10 protein-coding genes are annotated in these 15,578 nt (G+C 56.0%); all 10 read right to left on the reverse strand.

The features are described from left to right. Window position 1 precedes the first annotated feature (1 nt). On the reverse strand, window positions 2–2,254 hold the full coding sequence (locus D3P08_RS10980; protein ID WP_119599731.1) for a DUF5696 domain-containing protein: 2,253 nt from the start codon (window positions 2,252–2,254) through the stop codon (window positions 2–4). Beyond that, complete coding sequence (locus D3P08_RS10985) at window positions 2,251–4,410, reverse strand: YIP1 family protein (RefSeq protein WP_119599732.1); 2,160 nt, start codon at window positions 4,408–4,410, stop codon at window positions 2,251–2,253. Before D3P08_RS10985 ends, D3P08_RS10980 begins: the two co-directional genes overlap by 4 nt. A gap of 18 nt (window positions 4,411–4,428) precedes the next feature. Further along, the gene (locus D3P08_RS10990) at window positions 4,429–5,310 is read right to left on the reverse strand and encodes a carbohydrate ABC transporter permease (protein WP_240647420.1); all 882 of its coding nucleotides are present in this window, start codon (window positions 5,308–5,310) and stop codon (window positions 4,429–4,431) included. A gap of 1 nt (window position 5,311) precedes the next feature. After that, a complete protein-coding gene (locus D3P08_RS10995; RefSeq protein ID WP_119599734.1) occupies window positions 5,312–6,340 on the reverse strand; it encodes a carbohydrate ABC transporter permease in 1,029 nt (342 codons plus the stop codon). Further along, window positions 6,330–9,311 carry an extracellular solute-binding protein gene (locus D3P08_RS11000; protein WP_119599735.1) on the reverse strand — a complete coding sequence of 994 codons (2,982 nt, stop codon included), beginning with the start codon at window positions 9,309–9,311 and terminating at the stop codon, window positions 6,330–6,332. Before D3P08_RS11000 ends, D3P08_RS10995 begins: the two co-directional genes overlap by 11 nt. 28 nt (window positions 9,312–9,339) lie before the next feature. Continuing rightward, the gene (locus D3P08_RS11005; protein ID WP_119599736.1) at window positions 9,340–10,446 is read right to left on the reverse strand and encodes an ABC transporter ATP-binding protein; all 1,107 of its coding nucleotides are present in this window, start codon (window positions 10,444–10,446) and stop codon (window positions 9,340–9,342) included. 85 nt (window positions 10,447–10,531) lie between these two features. After that, window positions 10,532–11,899, reverse strand: a complete 1,368-nt coding sequence (locus D3P08_RS11010; RefSeq protein WP_119599737.1) for an ABC transporter substrate-binding protein — start codon at window positions 11,897–11,899, stop codon at window positions 10,532–10,534. 353 nt (window positions 11,900–12,252) lie between these two features. Beyond that, window positions 12,253–12,840 carry a thioredoxin family protein gene (locus D3P08_RS11015; RefSeq protein ID WP_119599738.1) on the reverse strand — a complete coding sequence of 196 codons (588 nt, stop codon included), beginning with the start codon at window positions 12,838–12,840 and terminating at the stop codon, window positions 12,253–12,255. Between the two features lie 184 nt (window positions 12,841–13,024). Beyond that, window positions 13,025–13,969 (reverse strand): cysteine synthase A, encoded by a 945-nt coding sequence (cysK, locus tag D3P08_RS11020; RefSeq protein WP_119599739.1) that lies wholly within the window; start codon window positions 13,967–13,969, stop codon window positions 13,025–13,027. 738 nt (window positions 13,970–14,707) lie between these two features. Beyond that, window positions 14,708–15,517, reverse strand: a complete 810-nt coding sequence (locus tag D3P08_RS11030) for an alpha/beta hydrolase family protein (RefSeq protein WP_119599741.1) — start codon at window positions 15,515–15,517, stop codon at window positions 14,708–14,710. Window positions 15,518–15,578 lie beyond the last annotated feature (61 nt).

Genomic DNA, 15,578 nt, shown 5'->3' on the forward strand with positions numbered 1-15,578 from the left:
GTTATTCCCCACCTTCCTTTGTCAGCGAAATAAAGTCTTTGGCGGGGACCTCGAACCCTGCGCCTTGATACCGGGCATCATTGTAGTTCACGATAACGGATAGTCCGTTCTCGTAGACCGTTTCCTTCACGCCCGGCGCAAGCTCGCGGTGCCTCACAATGTATTGGTCCTGCGCTTCGCGCAGCGTCTCGTTCAGCTTTTTGTATTGCGCCGACGCGGTACCGATCCAATCCCGGTAGTTCATGCTGTAATACCAGACCGAGTAGGCTTCCTTGAACCGTTCCGACGGAGCGGCCGTGAACACATAAGCCGGATAAGCGCCGTATTCCGCGCTCCGGAGATATTCCTCCACATATTCGTCTCGAAGATTGCCCCATTCCAGCGTATACGTAACGAGACCGTGCAGGGCGATCTGAGCGAACGGAACCGCTTCGTCGGTGAATAGATCATAGGAATAATCATCCGCAATACGGTGAATATGTCCCGCTTCGGGCAGCGCATACACCCCTGCGTCCTCCACGGCAGCGAAGCCGAGCGCGTTCGCCGTTTCGTGCAGAACGGAGCGCTGGCCCTCCTGCACTTCGAGGCGCGTTGCGCGGTTGCGACTGTTATAGTCGGTATGCAGCGCGCTTCCTATACCGCCGGTGAACAGGACGCCGTCAATTCCAAGCTCCTTATAGGCCCTCAAATCGTCCTTTGCCTCGCGGAAGGCATAAAGCGGGCTGACGATCGGGATGTCGCTTTGCCTGCCGGCTTCCGTCTCCTGCAGCGTGCCCGCCAAGTTGCGGAGGCCGTCGTTCAAATGCCAGAAGCCCCCTCGGCCGCTGTTGTTCAGCGAGTAATTGGCCGCAAGCAGCAGCCTGCCTCCCATTCCCTGCACCGCTTCCGCAAGCTTTTTAATTCCTTGATTGCCGCCGATCCGTTTATCCGCCGGGAACAGTCCGCCATACGAGCTGTATCCCCATTTCTGCCAGCCGTGGTAGATCGCTGTAACGCTCCCGATCCCCGCTTGCTTCAGCTCAGACACCAGCTTCTCCGCTTGGCCGGTCGTCGTGCCGACGATATAGTCGTCCCACAGCACGCCCTGCTGAAGATCGGCGGCGATCAGATCGGCGTAGAACGGAATGTCCTCCCCATCCGGCTGAAGCCTCGCAAGCCCCTTCTCTTCGATCAAATATTGCCGGTAACGGGAAGCCATTGCATCATAACCGGCCGCCTCTCCTTCGAGCAGGTAGTATCTCGCGCTCCGCGACGAAGCCTCGAACCGGTCCTTGCTGAACGTATAAAAGCCCTCCGTGCCTTCCCGGTCCGTGCTTTGGAAAAACTTGATCCGGTACTGCCACTCCGGGCTAATCCAATTGGAAGTCCCCAGCGAGCCTGCCGGCGCCGCGAACAGCTTCGCGTAAGCCTCGCCTTCCGTCATCACGCCGAGAAAAGCCTGTTCGCCGGACTTCAATCCGAACACCGGCATCCGAATCTCGTTGCGGCTCGTCATTTCATTGTAAAAGGCGAGGTCCGCCCCATAGACCGGTTCACGGTAAACCGATTTATCGCCCGTCCGGTTCTCGTCGAAACGGACCAGCGCTCCGGAGCCGTCGGGCAGCAATAAATAACCGTTTTTATCCTTGGAGGGCTGAGCGCCGAACTGCGGATAAGCCTTCAGGTTCAGCAGGCTGAAAGCCCCTTCTTCGATTTCGCCGTCGATCACCTTGATCTCGACGTAATCTTCGATAAGCCGAACCTCGACCGGAATTTTGAACCCTGACGATGTCAGATGGAATACGGCGCGGAAGCCGTTCTCCAGCCGCTCATACCCTTCGAGCACGCCCTTCTCCTCCATCCAATTCGTCAGCTTGGTCTGCGATTTGGAATTCGTCGCGTCGATATATTCCAGCATGACCGGCGACAGGAAGTTCGTCTTCCAGACGCCGCTTGCGGTCTCCACGCCCCAATAAGCGGGATCCGGGTACGAACGCCAGATCCGCCCGCTCGCTTTGCTCTCCACCTTGAAGTGCCCCGTCACCGCATCCGCCCATAACCGGAACGACTCGCTTTCGCCCGCAGCCGTGAAACGGCTCTCATCCGGCAAGCCCGGCTCGATCGGCGCCGACGCATCGGCGGCGATCTCCGCCGGCGCTGGATTCGCCGCCGGAATAGAGCCTTCGGCATCCTTCTGAATAAGCCAAATCAGTCCGAGAAGGAGCAATCCCGTCACGCCCGCCGTCACAATAAAAGCCGTTAACTGACGTTTCATCGGATCGCCACCTCCTGATAAATCGAATAAATAAAGTCGGCCAGCTCGCTGGTCAGGCTGAACACGATAAAAATCAATATCGCGATAACGAACAGCGTCAATACGGTCAGCAGCACATTTTTCACCGCTTCCCATACACTGAAGTTTTGAACGCCTTGAACCTGCCAGAACAGGAGCAGCGCCGCCCAGCCGTATAATCCGTATTGCAGAAAATAAAAAATCGAAGACTCGTTCAGCGTCATCGCGCCGGATAAAACGGTGAGCGGAATGCCGACCGCCGCGAGCGGCAGCATGGCATACGCGCTTCCCGTATAGACATCCCGGAACCGTCCCTCTCCCTGACTCAGAGAGCTGGTCAAGTAGTTCGCGATGACAAATCCCAGCCATACGACGCTAAATTGGATCAACGCATTGATCACTCCCGGCTCGACGATAACGGAAGGGTTAAAAATAAAATTCGTCCGCGACCGCATAAAGCCGTATGCCGCAAGCGCGACCGCCAGCACGATGGTCGCGCTCAGGACGCTTCCTTTGCCTTCATGGCGGATCCCGTAAAAGCCGTCTAGCGGATGCTTGACGATATAAAGCGCGTGCCTGAGCTGCCCCGCGAGCTCGCTTCGCGGCCGCCGCGCTTCCCGCGAGCTGCGCTTAAGCAGCCGTCCGCCGAACCGCCTCGCCATAACCCTGAGGACCCAGCCGACAATCAGAACGGCAAAAATAATATTCATAAACAGTCCGAAGTTATTTTGGAACCAGAGCAGCCGGTTTTGCCAGAACGAATCGGAGTAGCCCTGCGCCCAGCCCGCGTCGCGGAACAGCTTCTGCGCCTCCTCGTATTCGCCTCTTTTATAGGCTGCCTTCGCAAGGCCGAGAACGGCGGGAGCATAATACGAATTTTGGCGGTACACTTCGCGCCACAGCGGCTCGCTTTCTTCATAGCGGCCGTCCTGCGTCAAGCTGTTCGCCTGATGAACCAGCCGGCCGAACTCGGAAAGCTCGTATTTTTGCACCACATTGTTTTCGCTGTCGAGAATATACAGCCTGCCCGCCGAATCGCTGGCGATCGCGGTCGGCAATTTGACGAGACCCAGCTTCGTTGTCGTATCGCCGGCGGAGCCGCCCCAATAGAACAGCAGGTTGCCGTTCCCGTCGTATTGGCTGACGACATTCAGCTTCGTGTCGATGACCGTTATGTTTCCGTCCCCGTCGACGGTCAAATCGTTCAACTGCGGCGACTCGTGTGCGCCTCCGTTCTTTGCGCCCTGAATAAACTCGCCGTATCTGCCGTCTGACAGCGTATCGGCGAATTCTCCTTTGCCGGCAAGCTGGTCAAGACCCGCGATGTTCAGCTTTTTCAGCTGGCCTCTGCGGACTTCCTTCGTTACGGTATAGATGAAGCCTTCTTCGTTTTTATCAACGCTCGTAATGGAGCCGGGCAGCTTGCTGATTTCCCGTTCGTACATCTCTCTCGAATACAGCAGCCGCTTAAGGCTGTCGATGAAGGACACGCTCGTCTTATTCGCTCCGAAGAAGCCCTGGAATTGCCCTTCCGGATCAAGCTCCAGCAGCCCTTGGTAGCCGCCGAGCGTCGCAATGTACAAGAAACCGCGCTTATCGACGACCAGCTTAACGGGATCGAACTTGAACGAATCGGGAATCAGCTTCGACTCCGGACGAACAAACTCTTTCAGCACCGCTCCGTCCTTATCCAGCCGGACCACCCGGTTGTTGCCGGTATCCGCGATATAGATGTCGCCGTTATCATGCACGTAGACGCCCTGAGGGCGGTTCAGCGGTTTGTCCTTCAGCTCCAGCACGCGGACGAGCTGCCCTTCCGCATTCAGATGGACGATCCGGTTGTTGCCGGTATCGGCAATGTACATGTTGTCGTCTTCGTCAATGAACAAATCCTGCGGCTGATTGAGCGGCGAAAATGTTTGCTGTCCCGGATGCTCCGGGTCGTCGATAAACAGCTCGTTGCCGAGCGCAGCCGAGGGCATATATGCCGTTTGGATCTTGTATTGCCGGTTATAGTTGTCTTTGTAATAGGTTTCATACGGCACATCCCCCCAGGCCTGCTGAGGGTAAGCCGAAATCGCCGCCGCGATTGTTATAATCGCAAGCGACGCGATGCGCAGCGCGAGCCGTTTGTGCATGCGAACTCCCTCCGCTCTTTATTTGATACCCGAATGCGCCATCGTCGCGATCACTTTGCCCTGCAGAATGACGAACACGACCAGGTTCGGCACGAACATGATGAGCGCCGCTGCTGCCGCCGCCCCTTGCATGGCGACGTTGTTCGCCAGGTTGCTCGTAAGCGTCGACAAGAAGAAGGAGAAGGTTTTCATCTCTTCGTCGAACATGAACAAGGACGAGGTTTCAACGTTCCCCCACGCGTTCTGGAACGCCAAAATCGCGACAGTCGCGATCGCCGGCATACAGACGGGAACCGCGATACGCAGAAAGACGGTAAATTCGCTCGCGCCGTCAATCCTAGCCGCCTCCAGCAGCGAGTCGGGAATTTGGTCCATGAATTGCTTGAGCAGAAACACGCCGATCGGCATAGCGATAAGCGGCAGCAGGTGGGCGAAGTACGTATTCATGATGCCCAGCTCGCTTACGACCAGATAGCGGGGAATTTGCACGACCTCCGGCGCGAACATAAGCGTCAGAAGAATGGCGGCAAAAACGAAGCCCGCGCCCGGGAACCGGTGTTTGGACAGCGGGTAGGCGCACAAGGCGCTTATGCCCGTTACCAGAATAACCGCCAGCGTCGAGACGAACACGCTGTTGAACAGGTAACGGATCATCGGCACAGTGGAGCGTGACGTAACCGCAAGCAGCTCGTTGACGTTTTGAAAGGATGGCTCCCTCACGAAAAAAGTCGGCGGATAGACGAACAATTCGTGGTATGGCTTAAACGCATGGTTGAAAATATAAACGATCGGCAGCAGCATAAAAACGGCCAGAACGCTGAGCAGCAGCGTGAGCAGCTTTTGAAAGCCGTCCATCCGGTTCAGCTTCGAGCGCCTTCGTTTCCATAAAAAGTGAAGCATATCATTCATCTCCCTTCGAGCCGAACAAGCCCCAGCTCAGCTTATTGGAGACGTACATTAGAATAAGCAGAAAGACGGATATCGCGGCGGCGTACCCCATCTCAAACCGGATAAAGCCGAAATCGTCGATATGGTTAATGATCAAATGGCCGGAATATGCAGGCGTCGGGTTGACGCCGGACAGCTCGACGCCAATCGCGCCGGTTTTGAACGTCGTCACAATCGCCATTACCGCTCCGAACAGCATTTGCGGCTTCATGGAAGGGATCGTAATATACCAGATTTCTTGGAGCCGGCTTTTCATCCCGTCAATGCGCGCGGCTTCGTAGTAGTCTTTATTGACGTTCAGTATGCCCGCCAGCATCGCGAGAAACCCGACGCCCATGCTGGACCATAATGTGACGCCGATCATAGCGTTCATCAGGTAGGCCGGGTCCGTCACCCAAAGCTGCGGCACCTCGATCCATCCGAGACGGAGCAAAATGCTGTTCAGGTATCCGATTCGATCCCCCGTTAAGAGCGGAAGCCAGACAATGGACATGGCGATCCCGATCGTAAGAGACGGCGTATACATCGCCAGAGAGAACCATTTCTGCAGCTTGCCCGGCAGCTGCGAGATCAGCCACGCGAGCAGAAACGCCGCGATATAGCCGCCGGGGCCTACGATAATGGCGAATTTGAACGTATTCGGGAGCGCATATTTCAAAAACAGCAAATCCTGCGAGATCAGATATTGAAAGTTTTGCCACCCGATAAACCTTGGCCTCTCGATCGCGTTGAAATACGTAAAGCTGAGCGCCACGGCAGCGACGACCGGAATGACGATAAAAGCGATAAAGCATAGCAGAAACGGCGAGATGAACAAGTAGCTGAGCCGATAACGCCATATTTCCTTGAGCAGCGCCGTTACCCGGCTCCTCGCGCGGACCCGCTCCCTCCCGAGCTCCGCAGCAGGAATGTCCGTCTCCTGAACGCCCAGCTTCGATTGGCCCCGGACGGCTATGCCGCCCGACCCGAGTTTATTTGACATATGGATTCACCCCGTCCCATGGTTCCTTCACGACCGGGAAGTCGAGCGACTTCAGCGGCTGGCCGTTCTCGTCAATAAAGCCGAACTCCTGCTGCTTGCGCCTGAGCTCGCGGTTAATGTCCAGAATCGCGCTTTCAAGCGACGCCCGGTAGTTCATTCCGTCGATGACGGACCGCACCCAGGCGTTGTTCAGCTCCCGCCCCATGAAGTAACCTCCGGGCGGGTTTTCCTTTTCCTTGTACCACGCCCATTGCTGCAGGATCACGTTCGCGTCCTCCCGCTTCCATGGCAGCCGCACGAACGCCTCCACATTCGCGGTATTCCACCGGAAGGAGACCCCGTTAATCGCTTCAAGGTCCGAGCCGTAACGCACTTGCGTGTCCGTCGAGATCCACCATTTCAGAAACGCCCAAGCCTGCTCCTTCTTTTTCGACTCTTGGAAGATGACGCCCGTCGTCTGCAAGCCGCCGGCCCATCTGCTGACCGTGCCATCCTGCTTCTCCACGCCTGGGATGAGAGCGATTCCCCAGCGGCCGTTCAGCTCAGGCGCCGCCGCGGCAAGCTGGACATACATGTTGTAATCGGAAATGCCGATCGGCATCGTGCCGGTCCGGAAATGCTGGTAGAAGCTCGGCACTTGCTTCTCCATCGCGTACATATTGTACAGGTCGGTCCATTGCTTGAAGGCATGGAATCCTTCCGGCGTATCGAGCCCGGTACGGAACCCGTCAGGCGTATAAAACTCCACGCCGTTCTGTGAAATAAACGGCAAAAATTGCTGAGGATCCATATAAAAGTTCATTTCATGCTGTTGCAGCGTCGGCAGCATGTCGTATACGTCCTGCCAGGTTTGCGGGATGGCAAGGCCCAGCTCGCGCATGATGTCCTTGCGGTAATAGAGCACCTGGAACGACTGCGTCTCCGGCAAGCCGTAATAGCCCTTGTCGTAATAAAGCGCCTGCCACGATCCGGGGCTGAACTTATCGTATACCTCCTTGAAATCGCCGAAGCGGCTCAGGTCGTACACGCTGCCGCGAATCGCGTAATCGACGGGCAAATCCTGATTCAGCCCAAGCGCCACGTCCGGCTGCAGCCCCGCCGCGTTCGACATTACGAGCAGCTCCGGATTCGGCAGCAGATTGACCTTCACTTTAATGCCCGTGACGGGCGTAAACGTCTCGTCCGCCAGATCCTGCAGCTGGGTCACGTAGTCGCGGCCGCGAAGCACCCAGACGTTCAGCTCGTTATCATCCAGCTCGCCAAGGCTTTGGCGCGTATTGAAGGAATAAAAGAAATTAGCGGCAATCCCGACGGCCTGCTCTCCCCAAGACGCCAGCATATCCGGGAACTCGCCGTCTGCGGGAGCAATATAGATCTCGTCGAGCTGAAGCGGCTGCTTGTGCAAATTAACAACGAAATTGTTGATTTTCTCCGTAATGGAGGCAATTTCGTCCACATGGTACGGAATGTCGTCCGGTATTTCCAGCAATGCCCGCAGATCGCCAGCCGAGGAACGAAACCCTTCGCTGGCGCTGTCCTTGCGTCCGTTCACTTCCGTCATCGCGTCCGCGAGCACATCCAGGTTATGTGCGGCCTGCTCGAGCTGGCCTTTTAAGCCCGGCAAATCGCGGTCGATTTTCCACGTCCGGTTGCGGTCGACCTGCCCGCTCGTCAGCGCGTTCAAATCGGTGTCGATATCGCGGAGCAGCGCGCTCAGGTTCTCGATGCCCCGCACGATCGGGCTGACCGATGCGTGCGTAAGCGAGATAGACAACGTATGCTTGCCCTTCTCCAAATAAATGTCGAAAGGTTCGCCAGACCCGTCGGACAACACGACGCTTTGCCATGTGCTGCCATAAGGGAACCGGTACGTGAGCAGCTCCCTGAAAGGCACCTTGCCGTCGATCTTGATGGTGCGGAACGATGCCTTCTGCGAGAAACGGTTTTGCAGCGCCCGCAACCCGATTTTGTACAACCCGCTCTCCGGCGCCTCGAACTCCCATGCCGCTTCCTGATTCGGCCAGTCCCACCGGACGCCGCCCATCGTATTGTACGTGATGCGCCCTTCCGCCCGCGGAACCGACCGCCAATCGCGGTCCCACATCATGACGACGGAAGGGTCGTTTTTCCATGTCATTTGCTCCGCCTGGATGAGGATGTCGTCCGCATCCGGCGACTCGGAAGACGGGTAGGACGACTTTGCCTCGAGGTAGGTTGGAAGCTCCTGCGGAGGCTCCAGCGCAAGCTCGGCGATTGCGACCGGCTCATACCCTTCGACCCGGATCGTATGCGTCCCCTTCGTGAAATGCCATTTGAACGGCTCGGCGTAGTTCGCCCCCGAATCGACGAGGGGATGCGTCTGCCAGTCGGATATATCCGCGGCAACCGGCCGGATTTCGTCGCCGTCGTCATTTTTTTTCATGTCGCCGGCATCCTTCCACTGCCGGTACAGCGTGATCGATGAAGCCTCCCGGAACGGACGCGCTCCGTCTATTTTCACATCCCATACGACTGGACGCGTGTTGTCCTCGCCCTTCAGCGGCAAATACGTTGCATGCATTTCATACAGCCCGTCTTCAGGGACCGTTACCTTATATTCCGCCCAATGGGTATCCATCGAGTCCCACACAAGCACGTTGTCCCTGCCTCCGTACGCTCCCTTTCGCAATGCGGACTCGTCGGAACGGGCGGCAGGAGCCGATGCTTCGACGGCAATACGCGAGCTTGCATGCGGGATACTTGCATATTCGTCCAAGAGCACGTCGGCATAATACGGCTCCAGCTCGGCTTCCGCGATCGAGCGGTCAGCCCATTCCCGGAAGCCCTCCAGTTCCAGCACCGTCTCGTAGGGACCGTCCAAGGAGCTTGAGCCGGCGCTCGAAAACCCGAGCCCGAACGCCAAAATCGGGATGATGACGGCAAGGAGCAGAATCGCCGAGTAGAGGTAACGCCGTTTGCCGATATTCCGCATCGTTTTCACTCTCCTTCCGTTTCACCGCCTAGGCGAGCCTTTCTCCGCTGTCCGGTTCAAAAAACAGCGCTTTGGACATATCGATCACGATCCGTAAACGCTCGTTTTCTTCGCAGCGGTAATGCGCGTCCACTCGGGCTACCAGAAGGCGGTCCTGCCCGATATCGAGGTGCAGGAACCGGTCCGCTCCCATCAGCTCGCTTACTTTGAACACCGCCGTGAATACCGACTCGGAGTAGAGCCCCTCCGGCCCGACATGCTCGGGACGCACGCCAAGCGTCACCCGGCGGTCCACCTTGTTATGCCGTTTCAGCATCTCGGCCGTGTCCTTGGCAACCGGCAGGGAGAAACGGTTCGTCGTAAAATGCAGCCTGCCGTCCGGTCCGTCCGTTATTTTTCCTTCAATAAAATTGATGCCGGGCGATCCGATAAAGCTCGCCACAAACCGGTTGCTTGGCGTCATGTATACCGCCTCCGGCGTGCCGATCTGCTGAATGACGCCGTCCTTCATGACGACGATCCGGTCGGCCATCGTCATTGCTTCAATCTGGTCGTGCGTCACGTAAATAAACGTGGCGCCGAGCGTTTTATGAAGATGGATCAGCTCCATCCGCATCTGCACGCGCAGCTTGGCGTCGAGGTTCGACAGCGGCTCATCCATGAGGAATACGCTAGGATTGCGCACGATCGCCCTGCCGAGGGCGACCCGCTGACGCTGGCCGCCGGACAGCTCCTTCGGCTTCCGGTTCAAATAGGGTTCTATTTCGAGCACCCGTGCCGCGCGGCGCACCGCAAGATCGATTTCATGCCGCGGCTGCTTGCGAAGACGCAAGCCGAATGCGATATTTTCGTAGACGCTCATATTGGGGTATAATGCATAGTTTTGAAAAACCATCGCAATGTCGCGGTCCTTCGGCGGGAGGTGATTCACCAGCTGGCTGCCAATATAAACCTCGCCTTCCGAAATATCCTCCAAGCCGGCGATCATGCGAAGGGTCGTCGATTTTCCGCAGCCCGAAGGGCCGACGAATACCAGAAACTCTTTGTCCTCAATATCCAAATGAAAGTCGCTTACGACAGGCTGCTTCTCCTTGCCGTAGCGTTTATACAGATGCTGGATCGAGATGCTGGCCATCAGGCTCACCCTCCTAAGACGGCAGCCGCGGCGCCATAATGGCTATGGCGCCCGCGCCGGTTGCTTCGTTTGTTTTCTTGATCGGTTAGTTCGACGTGTTGTTCAGCGTTTCAAGCTCTTTCTCGATCGATTCCTGGGCGATGCGGAGCGCCGTATTGACGTCTTGGCCGTCAACCGCGATGCTTCTTTCCGCTTCCTCCAAAAACTTGCGCACTTTGCTTTCGAACTTATGCGGTTTAATGACGTTTCGAGGCGGTGCCTTGAAGATGTTCTCAACCGTTTTGCCCTGCAACACCGGAATATCCTGGCCATATGCTTCTTCGAACTGCTTGCCTTCCACCGTCGGAACACGGCCGACCTTCGCCAGCGCAAGCTGGGACTCGTCGGTAAGGACGTTCGCGATCACCTGGAACGCGATATCCTTGTGCTTGCTTGATTTCGTTACGATCATCGAATGAATGTTAGCCGCTTTGCCCGTGCCCAGATTTTCTTCGAAATTCGGGAACGGGGCGAAGTCCCAGTTCAGCTCTACGCCCTGCTGGCGCAGCTCCTCCAAAGGCCCGAGCAAATGAGCGATATTATAGGCGACCATGGCCAGGTTCTGCTCGTTATAGAAAATATCGTCGTCGTTCGCGTATTGATAACGGCCGTCTGCGCCGATATAGCCTTGCACCTCATAGCTCTTTTTCAGCTGCTCGAATACTTTGATCCACTCCGGCGTCGTGACGTTCGCTTCGCCCGTCTCCGGGTCGACGATGTATAGATCGAGTCCCGTCGCGATATTGCTCGAGCCGAACAGGTCGATACCGACATAGTCGACGCCGTTATCGCTGCGGGTCACCTGTTTGCCGAGCTCGATCGCCTGATTCCAGCTCATCTGATCGTTCGGCGGGTAAGGGACTCCGAATTTATCGAATATATCCTTGTTGTAGAACAGGACCGGCAAGTTAACCGAAAATGGAATCCCATGCAGCTCGTTGTCCGGCGAGTACTTCTGAATAGTGTCCAGCACGACCGGTTTTAGACGAGTAAGATCCACCTCGTACTTTTCGATATAGGGCTGAAGGTTTTCCGCAAGATCCAAATCCTTAAGCGTTGTCGAAAGCGAGGAGGTGGACACGAACATAATGTCCGGCACCGTACCCGATGTAATCAGCGGCTCCAGCTCGACATCCTCCGGAGCGTCCACCCATTCCAGCGTGACGTTCGGGAACTTCTCCTTCGTTCGTTCAACCAGCACCTTCTCGAATTCCGTCTCGGTAACCGTAATGCCCGCGCGAAGCACCTTCAGCGTTACCGGCTCCCCGCCTCCTTCTTCACTTGCTTGCGGCTGGCTTCCCGGCTGGTTATTCGAGATGTCTGACGGCGTTCCGGCGTTGCCTCCCCCGCTGCATGCGGCAAGTACGCTCAGTAAAAGGATAATGGAGAGCAAAGATATCCCCGTTTTTTTCATATCGATTCTCCTCTTTTTTTGTCCTGTGACTGACGTAAGCTTCTCTTGTACAAAAAAAGAAGACGCGCTTCCCCTGCTCCGCGAAAGCCAATGCGAGAGAAGCACATCTCCGTTTATACGGTCGATCCACTTATGTTTATCATTCAGATCAGTTTAGTTGGAATTTACTTTTAAGAAAAACTCCTAGCGGAGTCCTTCGAGGATGCGCGACCGCGTTTAGATGAGGTTTTTATCACCAAATCGAATTTCGGTTTTCGATTTCTCGAAAACTTATACATTCTATTGTGGTAAAAGAAGGACCTCCGCCCGACGCTTGGATGCCTCGGCCTTGGAAGTCCCTTCCCTTCAAACCGCTAGTTAAGCACCAAATCGCATGCCTCTGCGGGCATCCATTTTTTATCCTTGCCTTCCCATTTAATGTTGCAGCCGATCGGATTCGTAAGCGGCACCGCTACCTCGCGTCCCGCCAAATAATCGTCAAGCGCATTGTTCAAATCGTAGGAAGTAATTTTTTCCGAGTCCTTCGGCGAATCGACGGCGCGCCCTGTGTAGATCAGTTTGCGGTCCGCGTCGAATACGTAGAAGTGGGGCGTGCGAAGCCCGCCGTAGGCAAGCGCGGTCTCTTGCTTCTCGTCATGGAGGTACGTCCATGGAAACTTATGCTCGTCGATTCGTTCGATCATTTTCTCGTAAGAATCATCCGGATACGAGGTTGCGCTATTGGAGTTGACCGCTACAAACGCGACGCCTTGCGGGCCATACTTCAGCGCCGTTTCGCGCGTTACTTCGTCCGAGCCTTGAACGAAAGGACAATGATTGCAGGTAAACCATAGGACAAGCGCTTTTGCATCCGCAAAATTCTCCAGGCTGTAACGCTTTCCGTCCGTTGCCAGCAGATTGAAGTCAGGAGCGGACTCCCCGATTTGCAAAGTGTAAGCCATCATTGCTTCCCCCTTAATAAAATGGAATGAACGACGGGTGAAAAAAAGAGACATAACCTCTCCTCTATAAGGATTCGGTCATGTCTCTGGACGTCCAGTCGACTTATGAATGATTATATTCGGATAATAACACATAATTCCTATCTGTCAAGTAGGATTTAAAGGCGGCAGCCCGCTTTTTAGACTAGGCTTGCTGCTCCTCCGCATACAGTACGGTCGACAAATAGCGCTCGCCGTTGCTCGGAACGATGGCGACGACGCGTTTGCCGGCACCAAGCTTCTCCGCGAGTCGAAGAGCCGCATAAATAGCCGCACCGGAAGAGATGCCTCCGAGAATGCCTTCCGATTTGGCCGCGAGCCGAGCCGTCTCGAACGCCTGCTCATTCGTCACCTGGATAATTTCGTCATAAATACCCGTATCCAGAATAGACGGCACAAAACCGGCGCCGATGCCTTGAATCTTATGCGGACTTGGACTTCCGCCGGATAATACCGGAGAAGAGGCCGGCTCGACGGCCGCAATATGAATGTCCGGATAGCGCGCGCGGAGCACTTCGCCTGCGCCCGTAATCGTGCCGCCGGTTCCGATGCCCGCTACGAAGCCGTCCAGCCGTCCGTCCAGCGAATCGATCGCCTCTACAATTTCCGGCCCTGTCGTCTCGCGGTGAATTTTGACGTTAGCCGGGTTATCGAATTGCTGCGCGGGAAAGTAGTCCGGATTTTTATCCAAAATTTCTTTCGCGACGCGAATCGCGCCTTTCATGCCTTCGCCTCCGGGCGTAAGGACGAGCTCCGCTCCGTAAGCTCGAAGCAGATTCCGCCTCTCGATGCTCATTGTCTCCGGCATGACCAGAATCGCCCGATAGCCTTTCGCCGCAGCCACGAGCGCGATGCCGATACCGGTATTGCCGCTCGTCGCTTCAATGATGGTCGCGCCCGGCTTCAGCTTTCCTTCGCGCTCCGCCTCCTCGATAATGCTGATGGCGATTCGATCCTTCACGCTGCTTCCGGGATTAAAAAATTCGAGCTTCACATAAATTTCCGCGCTTCCTTCCGGAACGATCTTATTCAGGCGGACCAAAGGCGTTCCCCCGATCAGTTCCGTGATGTTGTTTGCAATAAGCGCCATATCCTTCCCTCCTTCAAAATAAAAAATGCGCCTCCGATCCATGATCGAAAGCGCATCTCCGTTTGTACGGTTGAATGCGTTAATGCCTATTAATCCAAGTGGTTTCCTGCACTTTATTCACTATAGCATAGCCTACTCCTGCGTACAACACCAATTTTCCGGTTTTTAGGCGGGCATTAGACGTATTGATATATTCGGCGTGCCTTACCTTCTCGACGAGTGACTTTGGATAAGGCGCTGTCGTTCGGATCGCAATTGTCGCGTAACGATAACGGCGTTCACTATCAGACTGGAGTCGCTTTAGGCAGAAAAAAATATTCATTCAAGGGCGCGCGGCTGAAGAATGGAGAACTGAGGGGTATAGGCGATTAGCGTAACGAAAGGGGCATCCCTAGTCATCACGAATGACGGGGGACGCCCCTTTCGTTTGTCCTGCCGTATTACTCGTCCGGCTGCTTTAGGGGATAAGGCGGTCTCGACAACTCAATCCCCACCAACTGGCCGTTCATAGACAGATAAGACGATCCCGCCGCCTTCCCCCCTCCCGATGGCCAATCCGGGACCGATAAGGCTGTCCCGCCGCCTTACACCATCCCCGATGGCCAATTCGGGACCGATAAGACGGTCCTGCCGCCTTACACCACCCCCGATGGCCAATCCGGGACCGATAAGGCGGTCCGGCCGCCTTACATCACCCCCGATGGCCATTCCGGGGCCGATAAGGCGGTCCCGCCGCTCTTAAACCGCCGCTTTCGGCTGAAATGTTCTGGCCAGAAAAGCAGCCGTCTCCTCAAAGGCCGCGTCCAGCCCTTCATTCGACCCTTCGTAAGGATGAACCGCGCCGAACGTATGGTTCGCGCCTTGGATCGACACATAGCTTTGGTGGGGGGCAAGCTCCTTTAGCCTGTCGACGAAAGCCAGCAGTCGCTCACTGTCGCTGTCTCCTTGCACGATAAGCGCCGGCTGACTGAGCTCCTGGAATCGTGACGCGATATCAAAGCGCTCCGGATTGGCTTCGTAATCGAGCGCCACGGCCAACTGCACCGGCGTCAAATCCGGCTCCTTCGACGATTTCGCCGGTGCAGGCCCGCCGTTCCACACAATGACCGCGTCAACCTGCTCGGGATTTTCGCTGGCATACAATATGCCGCTTCCGCCCGAACGGCTGTGTCCAAGCAAAGCGACCCGGTTCGAATCGGCTTCTTCCTGAAGCGGAAGACGCCCTTCCCCGATAAGGCGTATAACAGCTTCAATATCCAGCACGTCTTGGGACTGCGTGCTCGCACGGGCGACACGCCCATCGTCCAGCCCCTCCTCCTTCGCCGCGATACGAGAGAAATCGAAGCTGACCGTGTAGTAGCCCCGAGAAGCGAACCGGTCCGTCACGTCCGGCCAAAACCCCCAATCCTGGAACCCCCTAAAGCCATGGGCAACAACGACAATCGGCTTGCGAACTCCGTTCTCCTGCGTTTTCACCCGCCCTCTTACCTTAAGCCCGTCGCTAACAGCAATTTCGAACGGGGCGGACCGCAATGTTTGTTCAGACATTCTCCATCACTCCTCCACTTCGTATAAATTAAAAAACAGAAGACTTACCTTGACGCCAAGG

The organism is Paenibacillus nanensis (assembly GCF_003583765.1).
GTDB classification, from domain to species: Bacteria; Bacillota; Bacilli; order Paenibacillales; family Paenibacillaceae; genus Pristimantibacillus; species Pristimantibacillus nanensis.